The organism is Pseudomonas sp. Irchel 3H3, assembly GCF_900187635.1.
In the GTDB taxonomy this organism is placed as follows: domain Bacteria; phylum Pseudomonadota; class Gammaproteobacteria; order Pseudomonadales; family Pseudomonadaceae; genus Aquipseudomonas.
This window is the reverse complement of sequence record NZ_FYEC01000043.1, coordinates 1-19,376: the sequence shown is the minus strand read 5'-3', so window position 1 is coordinate 19,376 and position 19,376 is coordinate 1. Positions and strand designations below refer to the sequence as shown.

Below are 19,376 nucleotides of genomic sequence, written 5' to 3'. Positions count from 1 at the left end.
AGTGCTCCTGTGAATTTTTATCGTTTTGACCACGGGGCTTCGAGCAGCCCCGCAGATTAGCAGTTACTGCGCGTCGAGTTGCTTGCCACGGGTTTCCGGCAGGCTCAGGGCCGCCAGGATCACCACACCGTAGGACACCGCCGCGAACGCCCCAATCCCCACACTGAGCGGCACGGTCTGGCTGAGCAGGCCGATCAGCAGTGGGAACAGCGCCGCCAGCGCCCGGCCGACGTTGTAGCAAAAACCCTGGCCCGAGCCCCGGATGCGAGTCGGAAACAGCTCGGTGAGGAAGGCGCCCATGCCGCTGAAGATGCCCGAGGCAAAAAAGCCCAGGGGAAAGCCCAGCCACAACATCACGCCATTGCTGACCGGCAACTGGGTGTAGAGCAGGACAATGGTGAACGAACCAACCGCGAACAGAATGAAGTTCTTCTTGCGCCCCAGAATATCGGTCAGATACGCGCTGATCACGTAGCCGACGTAGGAGCCGACAATCACCATGGCCAGGTACCCGCCGGTGCCGAGCACGCTCAAGCCACGCTCGTTTTTCAGGAAAGTCGGCAGCCAGGAAGTGATTGCGTAGTACCCGCCGAGGGCGCCGGTGGTCAGCAGCGAGGCGCGAATCGTGGTGCTGAGCATGCCGGGGGCGAAGATCTCGTAGAACTTCGACGGGTTGCTCGGCTCCTGGCGGGCCTTGGCTTCACGGTAGATTTCCGGGTCCTTGACCAGGCGACGGACGAAGATCACAAACACGGCGGGCACGATGCCCAACAGGAACAGCGCGCGCCAGGCATCTTCGGGCGGCAGCAGGGAAAACAGCACGGCGTAGAGGATCGCCGTCAGGCCCCAACCCAGGGCCCAGCCCGATTGCACCATGCCCACGGCCTTGCCGCGGTCCTTGGCGCGAATCACTTCGCCGATCAGTACTGCGCCGGCGGTCCACTCACCACCGAAACCAAAGCCCATCAAGGTCCGGGCGATCAGCAGTTGCTCGTAGTTTTGCGCGAAGCCGCAGAGGAAGGTGAAGAAGGCGAACCACAGCACGGTGAGTTGCAAGGTGCGCACCCGGCCGATGCGGTCGGAGAGGATCCCGGCGACCCAGCCACCGATGGCCGAGGCGATCAGGGTGCTGGTGTGGATCAAGCCGGCTTCGCCGGTGGTGATGCCCCACATCGCGATGAGCGTCGGCACCACGAAGCTGAGCATCTGGGTGTCCATGCCATCCAGGCCATAACCGATCTTGCAGCTCCAGAAGGTACGGCGCTCTTGCTGGTTGATGTTGCGATACCAGTCAAAGGGACCGGGGCGGCTGCCGACCGGGGTCTGGACGGCGTCGGTCGTGTCGGGCGCACTCATGGCGAATCTCCGCGTAATTTTTATTGGTATTGTTCTGAGCCGCTACGACGCATATCGTGGGCTCTGGCGCATTTTTCGACGACGGCGCCCTGCCCGTCCAACTAATAAAACCCCTGCCAAGACATAAGAAAAAGTTGATCTCATGAACCTCAAGTTCCTCGAAACCTTTGTCTGGGTCGCCCGGCTGAAAAGTTTTCGTCTCACCGCCGATAAGCTGTTCACCACCCAGGCCTCGATTTCCAGCCGCATCGCAGTGCTCGAAGGCGAGCTGGGGGTGAAGCTGTTCCTGCGCGATTCGCGGGGCGTGAAGCTGACGCCCGAAGGCTTGAAGGTGCTCGACTATGCCGAGCAAATGATCGACACCATGCAGGCGCTCAAGCAGTCCCTGGAAACCCGTTCGAGCAAGGCCGGTCGGGTGCGTATCGGGGTGATGGACACGGTGATCCACACTTGGCTCAGCCCGCTGGTGGCGCAAATCACCGATCACTATCCGTTACTGGAAATCGAGCTGGTCGCCGATACCTCGCTCAACCTCTGCGATCAACTGCAAAAAGGCTTTCTCGACCTGATCCTGCAAACCGACCTGCTGCGCCAGGAAAGCGTGCGCAGCCTCGAGCTGGCCAGCCACCCGATCGGCTGGATCGTCGCCAGCAACTCGATCTACAACCGCGAGTACGCGAGCCTCGCCGAACTGGCCCGCGAGCGGATCATCACCTACTCGAAAAACTCCCATCCGCACCAGGAAGTGCTCAGCCTGATGCAGGCCAACGGTGTGCTTGCGCCGCGCCTGAACTGTGTGAACTCGGTGTCGGCGATCACCCGCCTGCTGCGTGACGGCTTCGGCATTGGCGCCTTGCCGCCGGTACTGGTGAGCGAAGAACTGGCGCGCGGCGAATTGACCCTGCTGGCCATCGACCAGCGCCCGCCCAACCTGCAGGTGGTGGTGTCGTGGCGAGTGGGTGCGGAATGGGTCGAGGAGATTGTCGCGCTGTGCCAGCAGGTGGTGGAAGACTATGGGCGCAAGGTGGGTGAGGACTACATCGTGCTGGCGCCTACCTGATACGCGTCATCGTTGACGTCCATCTTCTCGCGATGAGGCCAGTACCTGCGACATCGATGGGGCCTGACACACTGCTATTGCGGGCAAGCCCGCTCCCACACTGCCCTTGGTGTATGCAGGATCTGCGAGCAGCCAAATTCACATTGTGGGAGCGGGCTTGCCCGCGATGGGGCCAGCACAGTAGACATCGACGGTGACTGACACACTGCTATCGCGGGCAAGCCCGCTCCCACACGGTCCTTGGTGTATGCAGGATCTGCGAGCAGCCAAATTCACATTGTGGGAGCGGGCTTGCCCGCGATGGGGCCTGCACAGTCGGCATCGACGGTGACTGACGCACCGTCATCGCAGTTACAACCCGCGCAAATCCCGCTCTTCAATCGGCCGGCTCTGGCGCAGGCGCTTGCCGCCCAGCACCACCCAGTCGATCAGGCGGAACAGGCATTCCAGGCCGAACGACAGCAGCATCGCCCCGCCCAGGCCCCAGGCCATGGCTTCCGGGGTCAGCAGGATCTGGTAGCTATAGCCGTTCCAGGTTTCCTGGCGAATGTCTGGATCGGCCGCCAACGCCACTTGCAGGACGCGGATGTACCACGGGCCTTGCATGGCCTGGAACTGCTTGTCCAACGCCACCTGGCGGGTGAGCAAGGTGTTCAGGCTGTCGGCGTCGCTGCGAAAGATCGGGTCTTCGCTGGCGCGGTAGTGGGCCACCAGCGCTTGCAGGTCACCCTTGAAAAACTGCTCGGCGGTGTTCTGGAAACCTTGCAGGCCGGTCTGCGACTCGATCAGGTGGGCTTCGACCCGCTTGGCGTAGTCATTGATGAAACCAGGCACCTGGACGCCCACCAACAGGCCGATGGCAAACAACACCAGACGCACATAACTGAGCAACATAGCGGCGGATCCCTATTCGGTCTGGCCGTGGCTGACGCATTCGCCGCGCCGCCACAGGCTCCATTGGCCCGGTTCGTAGCGAGTCCAGGTTTCGTTTTCGGTCAACGGCTCGGTGGCGATCACGGTCACCACATCGTTGGGAGTGGTCTCGGCCTGGAAGTCGACAATCACGTCCACGTCCTTCAGGCGCGCCGGGCCAAAGGGGGCGCGGCGGGTGATCTGCGCCAGCTTGGTCGAGCAATAGCAGAACAGCCAGTCGCCGTCGCTCAGCAGGCAGTTGAACACGCCCTTGCTGCGGTATTCGGCGCAGGCGGCCACCAGGCTCGGCAGCAATTGCTCGACCTCCACCGGCTCGGGGAAGGCGGCACGCACTCGGTTGAGCAAATCGCAGAACGCCGCTTCGCTGTCGGTATCGCCCACCGGCCGGTAAAAGCTGGCCGTTGGCTGGAACCCGGCGAGCTGGCCGTTATGCGCGAAACACCAGTTGCGTCCCCACAACTCACGCACGAAGGGATGGGTGTTGGACAGGCAGACCTTGCCGACGTTGGCCTGGCGGATATGGCCGATCACCACTTCGCTCTTGATCGGATAACGCTGCACCAGTTGCGCGACTTCTGAATCGCAACTCGCCGCCGGGTCCTGGAACAAGCGCAGGCCACGGCCTTCGTAAAAGGCGATGCCCCAGCCATCGCGGTGCGGGCCGGTGCGCCCGCCGCGCTGCATCAGCCCGGTAAAGCTGAACACGATATCGGTCGGGACATTGGCGCTCATGCCCAATAACTCACACATGCCGGGACTCTCGCTTCAATGCAGGGCTATCAGAGACGGGGTTCGACTCGCGAACGCTGGGGGTTGCTCGGCACAGGGGGGCGACCATAACGATCATCACCGGCCCCGCCGAAGGGTTGGTCGTCCTCGGGATCAGCCGCCTGGGCCGCGGCCTGGGCGGCAGCGGACTGCTGCTTGCGCGCCTTGGCGGCACGCTCGATTGGCAGACGGATCAGCACGAACACCAGGTACAGCGCGAGGGCGATGATGCCGTACATGAACAGGTCGGAGATGGCGCGCCAGGCGTTGTTGCCGACCTTGAACAGCAGGTCGAGGGCGGTAATGGCGATGGCCGGGGCGAATTTTTCCTTCACCGGGTCGATGATGGTCGGGCTGAACAACAGCACCGCCATGATCAGGCGCAGCGGCTCACGCAAGTAGCGCCACATCCAGCGGGTCATGCGCATCCACACCAACAGGCAGCCCAAAGCGGCAAAGGCGTATAGGCCCCAAGCGATCAGATAGTCGTTCTCGGTCATGGTGTCCATGGCATGGCAGGCAAAGAGGCGCTTATGATAACGGCTTTTCACTGATCAGGCTGCACCGCTGTCCGTGAAGCCCTTTTTGCACACTTGCCGAGAGCCACCCATGCCCCATTGTGCCCACGCCAGTAGCGCCCCGATTGCCCACAAGGCCGACGGGGATGACCCGTACGCCTGGCTGCAGGAACGGGACACGGCGCCCGTGCTCGACTACCTCAAGGCCGAAAACGCCTATCAGCAAGCCATGCTGGCCGACCAGGCCGAGCTGCGTGAAAGCCTGTTCAACGAAATCAAGGGACGGATTCTCGAAACCGACCTGTCGCTGCCCTCCCCTTGGGGTCCGTACCTGTACTACACCCGCACCACCGCCGGTGACGAGTACGCCCGGCATTACCGCTGCCCACGCCCGGCCGATGACGGTTTGCAGGTTGATGAAAGCGCCGAAGAATTGCTGCTGGACCCCAACGTGCTGGCCAACGGCGGCTTTTTCTCCCTGGGCGCCTTCAGCATCAGTCCCGACCACCGGCGCCTGGCCTACAGCCTCGACACTACGGGCGAGGAGATTTACACCCTGTTCGTCAAGGAACTGGCCAGCGGCAAGGTCAGCGAGCTTGCGTTCGAGGATTGCGACGGCAGCATGACCTGGGCCAACGACAGCCTGACGCTGTTCTTCGCCGAGCTCGACGACACCCATCGCCCGCACAAGCTGTACCGCTACCGCCTGGATGGCACGGTGGCCGAAGAAGTGTTCCATGAGCCCGACGGGCGGTTTTTCCTGCACTGCTATCGCGCCAGCTCCGAACGCCAGTTGCTGGTGTCGCTGGGCAGCAAGACCACCAGCGAAGTCTGGGCACTCGACGCCTCCCAGCCGCAGCAGGCCTTCAGTTGCCTGGCGCCGCGGGTCGAAGACCATGAGTACGACGTCGATCACGGCCTGCTCGACGGGCAATGGAGCTGGCTGATCCGCACCAACCGCGATGGCATCAACTTCGCCCTGTACCAGGCCCCGGACACGGGACGGGTACCGAGCGAGGACCAGTGGCAGAACCTGATCCCCCACAGTGACGAGGTCATGCTCGAAGGCCTGAGCCTGAACGCCAGCGCCATGACCCTGAGCCTGCGGATCGGCGGCTTGCCGATAATCGAAGTTCACCCACAGGGCCTGCCGACGTATCGCGTGCAACTGCCGGACGCGGCCTACAGCCTGTATGTACAGAACAGCCTGGAGTTTGTCAGCGACCGGATCCGCCTGCGTTATGAAGCGCTGAATCGCCCGGCCCAGGTACGCCAGTTGGAACTGGCCAGCGGCGCGCAGCACGTCCTCAAGGAAACCCCGGTGCTCGGCCCTTTCGATGCAGATGCCTATGTCAGCCAGCGCCTGTGGGCGACGGCCCCGGATGGCACCCAGGTGCCGATCAGCCTGGTGGTCAAGCGCGAAATGCTCGGCCAGCCGACCCCGCTCTACCTCTATGGCTACGGCGCCTATGGCGAAAGCCTCGACCCGTGGTTCTCCCATGCGCGCCTGAGCCTGCTGGACCGTGGCGTGGCCTTCGCCATCGCCCATGTCCGCGGTGGCGGTGAGCTGGGCGAAGCCTGGTACCGCGCCGGCAAACAGCAACACAAGCAGAACAGCTTCGACGATTTCATCGCCTGCGCCGAACACCTGATCACCAACGGCTTCACCAGCGCTGCGCAACTGGTGATCAGCGGTGGCAGCGCCGGAGGCCTGTTGATCGGCGCGGTGCTCAACCAACGCCCGGAGCTGTTCGCCGCGGCCATTGCCGAAGTGCCCTTTGTCGACGTGCTCAACACCATGCTCGACCCGGACCTGCCGCTGACCGTCACCGAATACGATGAGTGGGGCAACCCGCAAGAGCCCGAGGTCCATGCACGCATCAAGGCCTACGCCCCTTACGAAAACGTCCGCGCGCAAGCCTACCCGGCGACCCTGGTGATCGCCGGCTACAACGACAGCCGCGTGCAGTACTGGGAAGCCGCCAAGTGGGTGGCGAAACTGCGGGTGACCAAGACCGACGACAACCTGTTGCTGCTCAAGACCGAACTGGGTGCCGGGCACGGCGGCATGAGCGGGCGTTACCAGGGCCTGCGCGACGTGGCCCTGGAATACGCCTTTGTGTTCAAGGTATTGGGGATCGCCTGAGGCGCCCTATCGGCGTTTCAACCGCCCGGGGTCTTGCTCTTTGCCGGGGTTGGTTCCAGCCCCGGCAAGGTCTGGGCCTTGGGCGGATTGGGCTTTTCGATAGGCGGCAACAGCAGCTCACGGCTGCTGCCACTGCCGGCCTTGGGCACTGGCGTGGGGGTGATCTGCGGATAAGGCGTGGGGGTTGCGGTGCCGGGAGAGCCGGGGGCCGCTGAAGGGGTAACCGGGATTGCCTGCAACTCTTGCGCGTGACCCGCACTAATCGAGAGCGCGGCCAACACAATGACCGTTAGAATGGTGCGCTTCATCAATGGCTCCGTTGCCCTTGCTTGATGCTTCAAGGCTACTCCCAACCGCGCAAGAATGCCCTGATCAATGCCAGTTTTCCCAATGAGATTCCCATGAAACGTTTCGTTCTGCTCGACACCACCCCAATCCCCGAAAACGGCGGAGCCCTGTGCCTGTTCGAGTACGGCGAGGATTTCGTCATCAAGATCCAGGGCGGCGATGGCGGGCAACTGATGAACACCCGCATGCACGGCTCCGAAGACGCCCTGGCGGAGATTCCCTGCCGCAAGGTGGCTGGCCGGCCGAACTCGCGGGTGCTGATCGGCGGCCTGGGCATGGGCTTCACCCTCGCCTCGGCGCTCAAGCACCTGGGCAAGAGCGCTGAAGTGGTGGTCGCCGAGCTGGTGCCGGGGGTGGTGGAGTGGAACCGTGGCCCTCTGGGCGAGAAAGCCGGCAAGCCGCTACTGGACCCGCGCACGGTGATCCGCATGGAAGACGTGGCCAAGGTCCTGCAGGCTGAACCCCAGGGCTTCGACGCGATCATGCTCGACGTCGACAACGGCCCCGAAGGCCTGACCCAGAAAGCCAACAGCTGGCTGTACTCCGCCGGTGGCCTGGCCGCCTGCGCCAAGGCCCTGCGCCCCAAGGGCGTGCTGGCCGTGTGGTCGGCCAGTGCCGACCGGCAGTTTTCCGACAAACTGAAAAAAGCCGGCTTCAAGGCCGAAGAGGTGCAGGTGTTCGCCCATGGCAACAAGGGCACTCGCCACACCATCTGGATTGCCGAGAAGCTCAAAGGCTGAGCTAAACTCTGTTGATAACCGTCATTCGTCTTCTACAAAGGTGAACCCATGAGTTCGTCCACCCCAACCAACACCTCGAAACTGGACCGAATCCTCGCTGACAACCAGCGCGACAAGGAAATGGGTTACCGCGACAAGGCCCTGAAGATGTATCCGCACGTCTGCGGGCGCTGCACCCGTGAGTTCTCCGGCAAGCGCCTGAGCGAGTTGACCGTGCACCACCGCGACCACAACCACGATAACAACCCGCAGGACGGTTCCAACTGGGAGCTGTTGTGCCTGTATTGCCATGACAACGAACACTCGCGCTATACCGACCAGCAGTACTTCAGCGAAGGCTCCCTGAGCACCCCGAAAATCGCCAAGGCAACCCACAACCCGTTTGCCGCGTTGGCCGGGCTGATGAAAAAAGACGATTGAAAAGGTTGCTTCATCGCGAGCAGCGCTCCGTCTGCTCGCGATGGTGAGGCCGCAAACACCAGCAATCCGCAAATCAGACACCCTCCCCCATTCCCCGTATAATCGCGCTCTTTTTCCCAAAGGCACCCCGCTCGTGGCAGACAAACGGTACAGCTGCATTGGTTTGTATAACCCCAAATCACCGGAGAACGTTGGCTCGGTGATGCGCGCCGCTGGCTGTTATGGCGTGGCCTCGGTGTTCTACACCGGCAAGCGCTATGAACGCGCCGCCGACTTCGTCACCGACACCAAGCGGGTGCACTACGACATTCCGCTGATCGGCATCGACGACCTGAAGAAAATCCTCCCGCTGGGCTGCGTCCCGGTCGCGGTCGAACTGGTGGAAGGCGCCCGCTCGCTGCCCGAGTACACCCACCCGGACCGCGCGCTGTACATCTTCGGCCCCGAAGATGGTTCGCTGGACAAAGAGATCCGCGACTGGTGCGAAGACGTGGTCTACATTCCCACCACCGGCTGCATGAACCTGGCCGCCACCGTCAACGTGGTGCTGTACGACCGCATGGCCAAGGGACTGAATACCCGTTCCGGGCCTAAATTCCGCTGATCGGCCCCACGCCCGATGGAACGACTCGCGCACTGGCGCAGTCAGTTTTATATCCATTGCCCCTTGAGGAGAAAGATGATGAACGAACTCAAACGCGTAGAACGTATCGACTCCACTCCCTTTCAGACCCAACCCACCCAGAACGTGCACGGCTGGGAACGCATCGGCTCGCTGGCGGGTGGCGTGGTGATGGTGGGCAAGGGCCTGCGCCGTGGCGGCGTGTTCGGCCTGATCCAGGTGGCGCTCGGTGGCGTCGCCCTGGCGCGGGGTATCACCGGTCATAGTTCGGCAAAAAGCTTTCTGGAAAAGAGCCGCCAGGACCTGGACAACGTCCGCGCGAAAATCGAGCGGGCCGGCGAGGACCTGAAAATCCTCAAGGCCAATGCCGAGGCCGCGACCCACACCGCGCCAGTGGCCAGAAACGATTCGTTGAACTCACCCAAGTCTGGGGTGTAAACCCCGCGACGCACGCGCTAGTGCAGCAACTCGCTGCCCAGGACCTTCGATGACTCGCCGATGATGCTTTCGGCCAATGCCACGAACTCCTGGGTGCTGATCCGTTCCAGGTGCATGGCACCGCGGAGCATGTCGTCGAGTGAGCGCTTGTTGCGGGTCTTCAGGCGAATCTCGCGATCCAACTCCTGCATCAGCAATACCGCCCTGGCCACCTGGGCCGAGTTGGCTCGCTCGCCGCGCAAGCTACTGACTCCATGGCCGGTCTTGGCCAGGCTGTTTTCCAGCACCTGATAGCGCTCATCGCTCATGCCGCCGGCCCGGCGCAGCAGTTCAATGGCGTAGTACTCGGCAAACCCTTCGCTGATCCAGTCACTGCGCTCTTCGTCGCTGATCCGCGCGAACATCTGCGCCAGTTCACGCAACAACGGGCTGTTGCCGCTTTCGCTGATCAGCGGCAGACGGCTGTGCAGGTAAATCGATTCATGCCCGGCCGTGCTGCCGCGCCACATCGGGTCAGCGGCGCCGACGATCAGCAACTTGCCCGGATGGCGAGGATACAGCGCCTGCACCTGCGGCCAGACGAATGTCAGCAGGGTCAGCACGTCCATGCGGCGCATCCCCTGCCCGCGCGGCGAGGCAACCGTGACTTCGGTCTCGCCCAGACGAGTGCGGCGCGTGCCCAGGTTGCCGGCGAGCATCCAGCCGGTGGGTCGGTCAAACAGTCGGGAGACGTTATCGATACGAAAGCGGTTCTTGCCAATGCGCGGCCAGGCCGTCTCGATGCTTTTCCAGCCCGCTGGCAATTCGAACACCAGGCGCGCCACCAACTCGATGCCATCTTGTTGATCCAGGCGCGCTGCCGGCACCAGGTCATCACCGCGCATCAAGGCCCAGTTCGGCGTCATGCGGGTCTCGAAGGTGGTGTTCTTGCGTGGCTGGCTGATACGCACCCGATAGGTCAGGCTGGCCTTGTCGGGGGCAGGTCGCCAGACGCCGCGCACGGCCTTGCCCGGGGTCAATTGCCACTGGCCGTCGGCCTTGAAATCGCTGTAGCGGCTGCCGTCCGCCAGGTCAAAATCGAGGCTGCGCACCGCCGAGCCCTGAGCCAGGGTCACGCGCACTTCGGCCTGGTCGCTTTGCGGCAACAGGCGCACGTGGTAATCCAGATCGACCTTCTTGGCCGCCCACACCGATGAACTCAGCACCAGCAGCGACAATGCCAATGACAAGCGCACAGCCATACACACTCCTTCGTGATTCACTTGGACAACGCGCGGCGCTTAACCTGCGCGAAAAATCAGATGATCTTCCCAATCATCCTCGGCCACACTGCCCTCGGCGAGCATGCGCCCCGACTGAGAGATTCGCTCATGGTGCACCGCGTCGCGATCGCCGCACACCAGGTGATGCCAGAGCGGCAAGTCCTTGCCTTCACTGACCAGGCGATAACCGCAGGTCGGCGGCAACCACTTGAACTCATCGGCCTTGCCCGGCGTCAGCTGGATGCAGTCCGGCACCGACTCGCGGCGGTTCGGGTAGTCACTGCACTGACAGGTCTTGAGGTCCAGCAGTTTGCAGGCGATGCGCGTGTAGTAGACGCTGTTGTCGTCTTCATCCTCGAGCTTTTGCAGGCAGCACAGACCACAGCCATCGCACAACGACTCCCACTCCTGCTGGTCGAGTTGGGCGAGGGTCTTGCGTATCCAGAACGGTTCAACTTTGGCGGCCATGGTTCAAGCATCTGCATCAGCGGTGGAAAAGGCCGCCAGTCTAGTGCCCAAGCCCCCGCGGGCCAAGCGCTGGCGACTGCCGGTACGCCGGCACTTGTCAGTTTTCCCGCGGCGCAGTAGCTTTGCAGGTCACAACGACCCCGGCCCAGGGTGCCATCAACGCCCACCGCGTTGCACCCGGGCGAGCTGCCAGGGGTCGCAAAAACCCCACTGCCCAGCCAACTGTGCGCCCCCGGTTTTTATTGCTGTGTACCCTCATCGACCTTGCCAGGAATCTCTTTCATGAGCGCCAATCCCCGCGTTGCCGAATATGCCATCCACCCGCAGTTCACCGATCGCTGGTCGCCACGGGCCTTTACTGGTGAAGCCATCCCGGAAGAAACCCTGCTGAGCTTTTTCGAAGCCGCCCGCTGGGCACCTTCGGCCTACAACTCGCAACCTTGGCGGTTTCTCTACGCGCGCCGGGACACGCCGAACTGGGAGCGCTTCCTTGGCCTGCTGAATGAGTTCAACCGTGGCTGGGCCCAGCACGCGTCGGCGCTGGTGATCGTAATCTCGAAAACCACCTTCACCGCGCCTGGTGCCGAGGCCGAAACCCCGGCCTTGTGGCACACCTTCGACACCGGCTCGGCCTGGGGCCACCTGGCCCTGCAAGCCTCCATCAGCGGCTGGCACACCCACGGCATGGCCGGCTTCGATCAGGAGCTGACCCGCAAGGAGCTGAATATTCCAGAAGGCTACGCGCTGCACGCCGCCGTGGCGATCGGCAAGCTGGGCGACAAGGCCACCCTGGCCGAGTACCTGCAAGCCCGAGAAGTGCCAAGCCCACGCCGGCCGCTGAGCGAACTGGCAGCCGAGGGTGATTTCACCCTGTAAGCACAGTAATTCCGGGGGGTTGCCAATCCCCTACACCCACAGTGATTCTGGGTGGTTGCAAATGCTCCATACACCCACAAAACCCGCGTGGGAGCGAGCCTGCTCGCGATGGCGTTGGGTCAGGCACCGACGATGTTAGCTGGGCTGGCCTCATCGCGAGCAGGCTCGCTCCTACAGTGATTGTGGGTGGTTGCTGATCCTGCGTAGCTGGGGTTGTCTCAATAGCCGCGGTTGAAATCCACTTCGCCGCGCAGCGCTTCCCCGGCCTGATAGGCCCGCAGGTTTTCGACAAACAGCTGCGTCATCAGCGCCGGCGAGGTCGGTGCCGAGCTGTGGCCCGTCAACAGCAAGCCCCAGGCGGTCCAGAATGGGTGGCGCTGGGGCAGCGGTTCCTGGCGGCAGACATCGATGACCGCGCCAGCCAGGTGCCCTTCCTTCAAGGCTTCCACCAGGTCGGCATCGACCACCGCCACACCGCGCCCGGCGTTGATCAGCAGGCCCGTAGGCTTGAACTGCTTGAACAGCGCGGCATCGTACAGGTCATGGGTGCTCGGAGTGTTGGGCAGCAGGTTGACCACATAATCGACCTCACCCACCAGGCGCCCGAGGTCCTGCAACCCGGCTACTTCGATGAACGGTGCCTGTTCACGAGGCGTGCTGGCGATGCCGTACAACTGCACACCAAATGGCTTGAGGAACTCGGCAACGCTCTGGCCAATGTCCCCGGTGCCGACGATCAGCACCTTGCGCCCGACCAGGCTCTGGCCTTGGCGGCTGTCCCACTTGCGCTCGACCTGGCTGACCAGGCGCGGCAGCACTTCGCGCTCATGTCCGAGCATGTAGGTGAGCACGTACTCGGCCATCACCTGGCCAAAAATCCCCACGGCGCGGGTCAGGCGGTAATGCCGTGGAAGCCCTTCTACCAGCAGCGGCGTGATGCCGGCCCAGGTCGACTGCAGCCACTGGGGCTGGTGGCCTTGGCGCAACAGCGTTGCCAGCAAGTCGGGCTGCCCCAGCCACACCGGGCAGTCGGCAGCCAGGTTGGCCAGTTCCGCGGAGTCGCCGCTGGTCATGACCTGCAGCTCGGGTGCCAGCTGTCCCAGGAGTTGGGCATACACAGCGTGGTCGTGTTCGGCAATCAGAACGCGCATGGTTCAAACCTTAAAAAACAGTGCACAAGGCCGCCGAGGGAGTGCGCTCCCCCGTTTGCGGCCACCGCCAGAAAATCCAGTGCCGGTCGCCGTCAGATCGGATCGTTACGTCGCAGCAACTCTTCGGGCAAGTGCTCGATGTACTCGTCTTCGGCTGGCGGCATTTGCAGGTGGTAGCCCTGCTTGTCGAGGTTTTCCAGGACCTGGGTAATGTCCTCACGCGAAAGCTTGCGCTCCGGAGTCAGCACCAGGTCGAAGGCGTGATGGGGTTTGCCGAAGGCCAGCAGCAGGCTTTCCGGTACGCGCTCCAGAGCATCGCTCTTGAGCACGTAGAGGTACATTTCGTTTTTCTTCAGGCTTCGGTAAATCGAGCAGATACGTTTCAAGGCTGTTCTCCGGCAGTGGCCAGGCTGTCGAGCAAGGCCTGGCCCATCAGTTCGCGGCGCCAGCCACGCAGCGATTCAGGCAATTGGTAGGGACCGTCCGGGAAGCCGCTCTTGAGCAAGGCCTCCAGGGTCTTCTTGCGCAACATCAGTTCGGGCGCGATGTTCAAGCGCTCCGCTTCGGCCTGGCCCAGCGCGCGCAGGCGCTTGACCAGGGCGGCGGCTTCGATCGGCAACGGCTCGGGCACAGCGGCTGGCCATTGCTCGGGGGGCACGCTGCCGGCCCGTTTGATCAGGTCCAGCAGGAACTCGCCGTCCTGGCGCACGGTGCGCGGGTGCATGTCTTCGATTTTTGCCAGCGCCGCGAGGTTGTCCGGCTGGGTCCGGGCCAACGGCCACAACGAATGCTCACGCACGATGCGGTTGCGCGGCAGGTCACGGGCCCGGGCTTCAAGCTCGCGCCAGGCACACAGCTCGCGCAGCACGACCAATTGGGCGCGGGACAGTTTCCAGGCCAGCTTGGCCTCGCGGTAGACCTCGTACGGGTCGGTTTCGCGGCGCAGGTTGGCCACCAGTTCGGCGCCATCCTCCAGGACCCAGGCGAACTTGTCGTCCGACAACTTCGGCCGCAGGCGCACGAACACTTCTGCCAGGTGCAGGGCGTCTTCGGCGGCGTAGCTGATCTGGGTCTCCGACAGCGGACGTTGCAGCCAGTCCGAGCGGGTTTCACCCTTGGGCAGGTCGATGTCCAGCACTTGCGAGACCAGGCGCGAGTAGCCCATGGAGAAGCCCAGGTTCAGGTAGGCGGCAGCCAGCTGGGTATCGAACAGCGGCGCCGGCAGGCTGCCGGTCAGGCGCAGCAGGACTTCGAGGTCTTCACTGCAGGCATGCAGCACCTTGAGCACAGCCGGGTTTTCCAGCAATGCCGCCAGGGGCTGCCAGTCGTCGATGGTCAAAGGGTCAATCAGGTAAGCGCGCACGCCGTCGCCGATCTGCAGCAAGCCTGCAATCGGATAGAAGGTGTCGACCCGCATGAATTCTGTGTCGAGGGCGACGAACGGCAACTGCTGCCATTGGGCGCAAAACTGACCGAGGCTATCGTTGTCGCGAATCCAGTGAATATCGATGGCCACACGGCTCTCCCTTGAAGAATGGCGCGCAGTATATATCGCCCCCGGCGATTTCCGCGCATCCACTGAGCAAGAGCGTAGGCGAAATGATCTACGGCACGCGGTCAAGCGCTCGCCGGATCAGTCCTGGCTGAGTTTGCGCAGGACGTACACCCGGGTCGCAGCAATGCCCGGCAACACATCCTGGTGCATGAGGATCTTGAAGCCGGCCGCCTTGAACTCGGCCTCCAACTGGTTTTTTCCGACCCCGGGCGCCACCTGCGTCGCCAGGCCGGCGACCCAATTGCAGCGACCCGCCAGCCGCACCACCACAATCAAAGTGTCCCGGCTCACCCGCTGGAACTCCTGGAGCAAGGCCATGCGGTGTTCGGCGCACGCCAGGTGCTGGAACAACGTCGAACAGACGATGCAATCCACCGCATTGGCCGACAGGCCGATGGAGAAGGCCGAACTCTGCAAGGTCCGGATGCGTGTCAGCAGGCTCGTCGAGTGGTGCGTACGGGCATGCTTGAGCGTGTCCGGGGAGGGGTCGGCCGCCAGGATCACACGGTTGCCGTGCTCCCCCAATACCGGCCAGTACCGTCCGACGCCACAGGCCACATCCAGCACCAGACCAGGCTCCCCTGCTTCGTTGAGCGCATTGCGCAGTAACTGCTCGCGGCGCCACTGCGCCAAACGCTGGCGCCAGCTCGGTGGTTGGGGCTCGACGCAGGCACAGGCGTGCTGCTGGCCATGGCGCTCAGCAGATTCGCGCTCGATGGAAGATGGCGGGTGGGCGGACATGAGGGCGACTCTTATAAGGTGTCTGCTGGGGCCAGCCTGGGGGCTGGCGTAGAGATAAGGTGGCTGGCGTTCAATCCTTGGCCAGGACGCCGTCGACCACGGCACCTCGGCAGCCGGCGAACAGGTCCAGGTCGGGGTTGTAGACCTTGCTGTTGACCTCCAGCAGCCCCAGCATCGAATGAAACAGGTTGTCTTGGCTCAGGGGCTTTTCCCGGCTCAGTTGCAAGCAGTGGGTGTCGACCGAGAACGCCTTCTGATAACTGTCGGAGAACCAGGCGAGCATCGCGACATGCTTCTGCTGGTCGGGGGCGAGCATGTAGGGCGTGCCATGCAGGTACAGGTTGTACTCGCCCAGGGATTCGCCGTGGTCCGACAGGTACAACATGGCCGTGTCGACTTTTTCCTGGTTGTTGCGCAACAGGTCGATCAGCGTCGACAGCACATGGTCGGTGTAGACCAGAGTGTTGTCGTAGCCATTGACGATGCTTTCCCGGCTGCAATTGTTCAGCGCGTTGCTCTCGCACACGGGGGTGAAACGCTCGTACTCCTTGGGATAGCGCTTGAAGTACTCGGGACCGTGGCTGCCCATCTGGTGCAGGACCAGCACGGTGTCCTTGTCCAGGGTGTCGATGAAGTGCTGCAGGCCCTGCAGCAGGATTTCATCGCGGCATTCACTGTTGGCGCAGAGCACCGGGTCCTTGAAGTTGCTGACATCTTCCAGGGTCACCCGGTCGCAGGTGCCCTTGCAACCCGACTGGTTGTCCCGCCAGATTACGTCCAGCCCCGCATGTTTGAGCACATCCAGCAGGCCTTCCTCATTCTTCGCCTTGCTGGCGTCATAGTCCTTGCGCCCCATGTTGGAGAACATGCAGGGCACCGAGACCGCGGTTTCCGTGCCGCAGGAATGCACGTCGGTGAAGGCGATCAGCCCCGCTTCCTGGTCCAGTTGCGGCGTGGTGTCACGCCCGTAGCCAAGAATCCCGAAGTTCTCGGCGCGGGCACTTTCGCCCACCACCAGTACGGTCAGCGATTTACGCCCGTGGGTCTGCCAGGTCGGATTGCGCTGGGCGTCTTCGCCGAGTTTGACGAACGGTTGCTGCGCAGACTTCACTTGCTCGCGCAAATAACCAATGGAAGCGCCGATGTAATTGCTCGGCACTACCATCAAGCGCAACTCGTGGTGATTGCGAAACAACGAAGACAACCCTTGATAGTTAACAAGTGCCACGCCACCGATGACCACGGCCGAGGCGCCGGCGACCAACACTTTACTGAGCAACTCACGGTGCCAGCGACGATAACTAATCGGGGTTTTCCACAGAATAAATGACGGCAGCACACCCAATAACAAGTTGTACGCCAGCAACTTTATCGACAATAAGTCACGAACTTCGCTGGCATTGGTCTCGGCAAAGTTACGCAACATCCCGGCATCGACCAGCACGCCGTACTGACTCATGAAATACTCCACGCCGGCACTGGCCATGAAGATCAGAGTCAGCACTGGCTTGAATACTGGACGGAAGGCCAGCAGGGTCAGGATCAGGTTGAACGCACAGAGAATCATGACGCCGAACGCCACCCGCATGCCGATACCCTGGGCATCGCTGGCGGTAATGTCGAACAGGTGTTGCCAGAGGACAGCGTTGTAGCCAGCCAATAGAAACGCACTGGCAATCAACGTCACCCATTCCGGGCGCACGGCTTTTATTTTAAACATGGGAGGTCTGCTTGTTCCTGAAGTAGGTGCCGCCAACAAAGAACGAACTATTCTTTCCTGACCACGGCACAAACTTTAAGCAGCCTTGCATCAATATTTCGTGAAAAAGACGCCAACAAATAGTGGGTTAACCGCTATTTATTGGCGTCCTGTTTGTTAACTATTCCTATCTCACGCCTGATGCAAGTACCAGCGCCAGTCCTGCTCGCCGACTTCGCCCATGAACTGGCGGTACTCGGCACGCTTGACTGCCAGGTAGACCCCAAGGAACGGCGCACCAAAGGCATCCCGGGCCCAGGCCGAACTTTCCAGTGCACGCAGGGTGGTCAGCCAGTCCGTGGGCAGCAATTCCTTGGCCTGGGCGTAACCGTTGCCCTCGACCGGCGCTCCCGGGTCGCGCTGCTCGCGAATGCCGCGATGAATGCCGGCCAGGATCGCCGCGGCTGCCAGGTAAGGGTTGGCATCGGCGCCGCAGATGCGGTGCTCGATATGCCGCGAAAACGCCGGCCCGCCGGGCACTCGCAGGCTCACGGTGCGGTTGTCGACGCCCCAGGTGGCGGCCAGCGGCGCGTAGCTGTTGGTCTGGAAACGGCGATAGGAGTTGGCGTTGGGGCAGAACAATAGCAAGGAGTCGAGCAAGGTGCTGAGCATGCCACCGACCGCCTGGCGCAGCAGCGGCGTGCCATCGGGGGCGTCGCTGGCAAACAGGTTGTTGCCGTCCTTGTCGGCGATGCTGACGTGCATGTGCATGCCGGTACCGGCCAGGTCATCGAACGGCTTGGCCATGAAACAGGCACTCATCCCATGCTTGTGGGCCACGCCCTTGACCAGGCGCTTGTAGCGCACCGCCTCGTCCATGGCCTGCAGGGCATCTTCGCGGTGCTCGAGGGTGATTTCGACCTGGCCCGGAGCGTATTCGGAAATCGCCGTGCGCGCCGGAATCCCCTGTAGCTTGCAGGCGGCATAGAGGTCGGCGAGAAACGGCTCGATCTGCTCCAGTTCACGCAAACCGTAGACCTGGGTCGAGCGCGGCCGCCCACCGTCGACGTCCCGCGCCGGTTGCGGGCGACCCTGGCTGTCACGCTGCTGATCGAGCAGGTAGAACTCCAGCTCCGCGGCCATCACCGGGTAATAACCATCGGCCTTGAGCCCATCGATCACCTTGGCCAGCAAATGCCGAGGATCGGCCACGGTCGCCGGCATGCCTTCTTGCGGGTGCATGCTGACCTGCACCGCCGCCGTCGGAATCTGCCGCCATGGCATGCGCTGCAAACTGCCGCTGACCGGGTAGGCGCGGCAATCGATGTCGCCGACCTCCCAGACCAGCCCGGAGTTTTCCACGTCGTCGCCATTGATGGTCAGGCCCAGGATGGTGCTGGGCAGCGGCCGCCCGCTCTGGTAGACCGCCAACAACTCATCGCGGTGCAACAACTTGCCCCGGGGCACGCCGTTGTTATCGACAATGAACAGCTCGAACATCTCGATATCCGGGTTGGCTTGCAGAAAATCGTTGGCTTCTTGCAGGGAGGCAAAGGGGCTCGTGGCAACACTCATGGGAACGCTCGTATATCCGGGTCAGGCAGGCGCACAGGCACCGCCAGTCAGGCCCCGGCGCAACACCGAGGCCGTTGAAATGATTCAACGGGAAATACGCACATCCGGTGGGCGCGCATGGCGGCAGTGCCATAGCGCCCAAAAGGCCAGTTCCGAAGGCAGGGCAGACAGGTTCAATGCGCTGGCAGGCAAGAATCGACGCCGAAGCTGACGGCATGACGCACTAGCGCCAGGCACAGCTGCGGGGTGAGTGTCGATCGAGCAACCGTCCATAGGGTAAACCACAGAACATAGAGGGCGAACAGCCTCACACGGGACAGTTAGTCGTTAAATCCACAGATCAAGAACCTTGGGTGCAGACTTGCTAAACATTTCCTCACTGCAATCCTGCGAGGACTGCGTCCTCGAACGCAGCCTCGCAGGCTCGGCAGCTGCTACGGGAGATTGGGGTATTGCTGAGATCTGTGGTGTGGCGCAGATCGCCATCGCGGGCAAGCCCGCTCCCACATCTATGGTTACCCCCTTTTCTGCAATACTGTTTTTGATGTCGTGTTTGGCTTGCTTTCATCTATTCGGCGTCTGAGTGGGGCTGCTACCCCGCGCCTCGATGAGAATCGATGCCCAACGATCCTGATTAGTGAAACGGCCTTTCAGCCGTGTGGGAGCCCAGGGTTGTCGTCAGGCCGGTTGGCCGTTCACG

General features: G+C 62.5%; 20 protein-coding genes. 7 read left to right on the top strand and 13 right to left on the bottom strand.

The window, feature by feature from the left end; genetic code table 11:
• Positions 1-63 precede the first annotated feature (63 nt).
• Positions 64-1,356: an MFS transporter gene (locus CKW24_RS26405; RefSeq protein WP_095171674.1), complete on the bottom strand. Its 1,293-nt coding sequence runs from the start codon at positions 1,354-1,356 to the stop codon at positions 64-66.
• 142 nt (positions 1,357-1,498) lie between these two features.
• On the opposite strand from CKW24_RS26405, the gene CKW24_RS26400 reads away from it, so the two are divergent.
• Complete coding sequence (locus CKW24_RS26400; RefSeq protein WP_095171672.1) at positions 1,499-2,416, top strand: LysR family transcriptional regulator; 918 nt, start codon at positions 1,499-1,501, stop codon at positions 2,414-2,416.
• A 351-nt stretch (positions 2,417-2,767) separates the two neighbouring features.
• Here the strand turns inward: CKW24_RS26400 and CKW24_RS26395 are convergent, their stop codons facing one another.
• Genes CKW24_RS26395 through CKW24_RS26385 form a run of 3 tightly spaced genes read right to left on the bottom strand, consistent with a single transcriptional unit; the run spans position 2,768 to position 4,626 of the window.
• A complete protein-coding gene (locus tag CKW24_RS26395) occupies positions 2,768-3,310 on the bottom strand; it encodes a DUF2937 family protein (protein ID WP_095171671.1) in 543 nt (180 codons plus the stop codon).
• A 12-nt stretch (positions 3,311-3,322) separates the two neighbouring features.
• On the bottom strand, positions 3,323-4,099 hold the full coding sequence (locus CKW24_RS26390; RefSeq protein WP_095171669.1) for a class II glutamine amidotransferase: 777 nt from the start codon (positions 4,097-4,099) through the stop codon (positions 3,323-3,325).
• 29 nt (positions 4,100-4,128) lie between these two features.
• Positions 4,129-4,626, bottom strand: a complete 498-nt coding sequence (locus tag CKW24_RS26385; RefSeq protein WP_095171667.1) for an MFS transporter — start codon at positions 4,624-4,626, stop codon at positions 4,129-4,131.
• A 100-nt stretch (positions 4,627-4,726) separates the two neighbouring features.
• On the opposite strand from CKW24_RS26385, the gene CKW24_RS26380 reads away from it, so the two are divergent.
• Positions 4,727-6,781 (top strand): S9 family peptidase, encoded by a 2,055-nt coding sequence (locus CKW24_RS26380; protein ID WP_095171666.1) that lies wholly within the window; start codon positions 4,727-4,729, stop codon positions 6,779-6,781.
• A 17-nt stretch (positions 6,782-6,798) separates the two neighbouring features.
• Here the strand turns inward: CKW24_RS26380 and CKW24_RS26375 are convergent, their stop codons facing one another.
• On the bottom strand, positions 6,799-7,089 hold the full coding sequence (locus CKW24_RS26375) for a hypothetical protein (RefSeq protein WP_095171664.1): 291 nt from the start codon (positions 7,087-7,089) through the stop codon (positions 6,799-6,801).
• Between the two features lie 93 nt (positions 7,090-7,182).
• Here CKW24_RS26375 and CKW24_RS26370 point away from each other — a divergent pair, with 93 nt between their 5' ends.
• The 4 genes from CKW24_RS26370 to CKW24_RS26355 all read left to right on the top strand — a co-directional run bounded on the left by CKW24_RS26370 (position 7,183) and on the right by CKW24_RS26355 (position 9,349).
• Positions 7,183-7,869 carry a spermidine synthase gene (locus CKW24_RS26370; RefSeq protein ID WP_095171697.1) on the top strand — a complete coding sequence of 229 codons (687 nt, stop codon included), beginning with the start codon at positions 7,183-7,185 and terminating at the stop codon, positions 7,867-7,869.
• A 48-nt stretch (positions 7,870-7,917) separates the two neighbouring features.
• Positions 7,918-8,289, top strand: coding sequence for a YajD family HNH nuclease (locus tag CKW24_RS26365; protein ID WP_095171662.1), 372 nt, complete (start codon positions 7,918-7,920; stop codon positions 8,287-8,289).
• Positions 8,290-8,422: 133 nt separating this feature from the next.
• Positions 8,423-8,893 carry an RNA methyltransferase gene (locus tag CKW24_RS26360; protein ID WP_095171660.1) on the top strand — a complete coding sequence of 157 codons (471 nt, stop codon included), beginning with the start codon at positions 8,423-8,425 and terminating at the stop codon, positions 8,891-8,893.
• 78 nt (positions 8,894-8,971) lie between these two features.
• Positions 8,972-9,349 carry a DUF2892 domain-containing protein gene (locus CKW24_RS26355; RefSeq protein ID WP_095171658.1) on the top strand — a complete coding sequence of 126 codons (378 nt, stop codon included), beginning with the start codon at positions 8,972-8,974 and terminating at the stop codon, positions 9,347-9,349.
• Positions 9,350-9,366: 17 nt separating this feature from the next.
• On the opposite strand, the gene CKW24_RS26350 is transcribed toward CKW24_RS26355, so the two are convergent.
• Both CKW24_RS26350 and CKW24_RS26345 read right to left on the bottom strand, forming a co-directional pair.
• Complete coding sequence (locus CKW24_RS26350) at positions 9,367-10,590, bottom strand: hypothetical protein (RefSeq protein ID WP_095171657.1); 1,224 nt, start codon at positions 10,588-10,590, stop codon at positions 9,367-9,369.
• Between the two features lie 39 nt (positions 10,591-10,629).
• A complete protein-coding gene (locus CKW24_RS26345) occupies positions 10,630-11,079 on the bottom strand; it encodes a YcgN family cysteine cluster protein (protein WP_095171655.1) in 450 nt (149 codons plus the stop codon).
• A 282-nt stretch (positions 11,080-11,361) separates the two neighbouring features.
• Between CKW24_RS26345 and CKW24_RS26340 the strand changes: the two genes are divergently transcribed.
• Positions 11,362-11,955: a nitroreductase family protein gene (locus CKW24_RS26340; RefSeq protein WP_095171654.1), complete on the top strand. Its 594-nt coding sequence runs from the start codon at positions 11,362-11,364 to the stop codon at positions 11,953-11,955.
• 218 nt (positions 11,956-12,173) lie between these two features.
• Here CKW24_RS26340 and CKW24_RS26335 read toward each other — a convergent pair whose 3' ends face one another.
• The 6 genes from CKW24_RS26335 to CKW24_RS26310 all read right to left on the bottom strand — a co-directional run bounded on the left by CKW24_RS26335 (position 12,174) and on the right by CKW24_RS26310 (position 18,676).
• The gene (locus tag CKW24_RS26335; RefSeq protein WP_095171652.1) at positions 12,174-13,106 is read right to left on the bottom strand and encodes a D-2-hydroxyacid dehydrogenase; all 933 of its coding nucleotides are present in this window, start codon (positions 13,104-13,106) and stop codon (positions 12,174-12,176) included.
• Between the two features lie 92 nt (positions 13,107-13,198).
• Positions 13,199-13,492 carry a YcgL domain-containing protein gene (locus CKW24_RS26330; RefSeq protein WP_095171651.1) on the bottom strand — a complete coding sequence of 98 codons (294 nt, stop codon included), beginning with the start codon at positions 13,490-13,492 and terminating at the stop codon, positions 13,199-13,201.
• Entirely contained in the window at positions 13,489-14,622 is a 1,134-nt protein-coding gene (gene rnd, locus CKW24_RS26325; protein WP_095171649.1) for a ribonuclease D, read from the bottom strand. Before rnd ends, CKW24_RS26330 begins: the two co-directional genes overlap by 4 nt.
• Before the next feature lie 117 nt (positions 14,623-14,739).
• Positions 14,740-15,402, bottom strand: a complete 663-nt coding sequence (locus CKW24_RS26320; protein ID WP_095171647.1) for a class I SAM-dependent methyltransferase — start codon at positions 15,400-15,402, stop codon at positions 14,740-14,742.
• A gap of 70 nt (positions 15,403-15,472) precedes the next feature.
• Positions 15,473-17,122 (bottom strand): phosphoethanolamine transferase, encoded by a 1,650-nt coding sequence (locus CKW24_RS26315; RefSeq protein ID WP_095171645.1) that lies wholly within the window; start codon positions 17,120-17,122, stop codon positions 15,473-15,475.
• 171 nt (positions 17,123-17,293) lie between these two features.
• Positions 17,294-18,676, bottom strand: a complete 1,383-nt coding sequence (locus tag CKW24_RS26310; protein WP_095171643.1) for a glutamine synthetase family protein — start codon at positions 18,674-18,676, stop codon at positions 17,294-17,296.
• Positions 18,677-19,376: the final 700 nt, after the last annotated feature.

Excerpts from the sequence above, each read along its gene's own strand:
- CKW24_RS26405 (WP_095171674.1), bottom strand. The coding sequence starts at position 1,356 with ATGAGTGCGCCCGACACGACCGACGCCGTCCAGACCCCGGTCGGCAGC.
- CKW24_RS26400 (WP_095171672.1), top strand. The coding sequence starts at position 1,499 with ATGAACCTCAAGTTCCTCGAAACCTTTGTCTGGGTCGCCCGGCTGAAA.
- CKW24_RS26395 (WP_095171671.1), bottom strand. The coding sequence starts at position 3,310 with ATGTTGCTCAGTTATGTGCGTCTGGTGTTGTTTGCCATCGGCCTGTTG.
- CKW24_RS26390 (WP_095171669.1), bottom strand. The coding sequence starts at position 4,099 with ATGTGTGAGTTATTGGGCATGAGCGCCAATGTCCCGACCGATATCGTG.
- CKW24_RS26385 (WP_095171667.1), bottom strand. The coding sequence starts at position 4,626 with ATGGACACCATGACCGAGAACGACTATCTGATCGCTTGGGGCCTATAC.
- CKW24_RS26380 (WP_095171666.1), top strand. The coding sequence starts at position 4,727 with ATGCCCCATTGTGCCCACGCCAGTAGCGCCCCGATTGCCCACAAGGCC.
- CKW24_RS26375 (WP_095171664.1), bottom strand. The coding sequence starts at position 7,089 with ATGAAGCGCACCATTCTAACGGTCATTGTGTTGGCCGCGCTCTCGATT.
- CKW24_RS26370 (WP_095171697.1), top strand. The coding sequence starts at position 7,183 with ATGAAACGTTTCGTTCTGCTCGACACCACCCCAATCCCCGAAAACGGC.
- CKW24_RS26365 (WP_095171662.1), top strand. The coding sequence starts at position 7,918 with ATGAGTTCGTCCACCCCAACCAACACCTCGAAACTGGACCGAATCCTC.
- CKW24_RS26355 (WP_095171658.1), top strand. The coding sequence starts at position 8,972 with ATGAACGAACTCAAACGCGTAGAACGTATCGACTCCACTCCCTTTCAG.
- CKW24_RS26350 (WP_095171657.1), bottom strand. The coding sequence starts at position 10,590 with ATGGCTGTGCGCTTGTCATTGGCATTGTCGCTGCTGGTGCTGAGTTCA.
- CKW24_RS26345 (WP_095171655.1), bottom strand. The coding sequence starts at position 11,079 with ATGGCCGCCAAAGTTGAACCGTTCTGGATACGCAAGACCCTCGCCCAA.
- CKW24_RS26340 (WP_095171654.1), top strand. The coding sequence starts at position 11,362 with ATGAGCGCCAATCCCCGCGTTGCCGAATATGCCATCCACCCGCAGTTC.
- CKW24_RS26335 (WP_095171652.1), bottom strand. The coding sequence starts at position 13,106 with ATGCGCGTTCTGATTGCCGAACACGACCACGCTGTGTATGCCCAACTC.
- CKW24_RS26320 (WP_095171647.1), bottom strand. The coding sequence starts at position 15,402 with ATGTCCGCCCACCCGCCATCTTCCATCGAGCGCGAATCTGCTGAGCGC.
- CKW24_RS26315 (WP_095171645.1), bottom strand. The coding sequence starts at position 17,122 with ATGTTTAAAATAAAAGCCGTGCGCCCGGAATGGGTGACGTTGATTGCC.
- CKW24_RS26310 (WP_095171643.1), bottom strand. The coding sequence starts at position 18,676 with ATGAGTGTTGCCACGAGCCCCTTTGCCTCCCTGCAAGAAGCCAACGAT.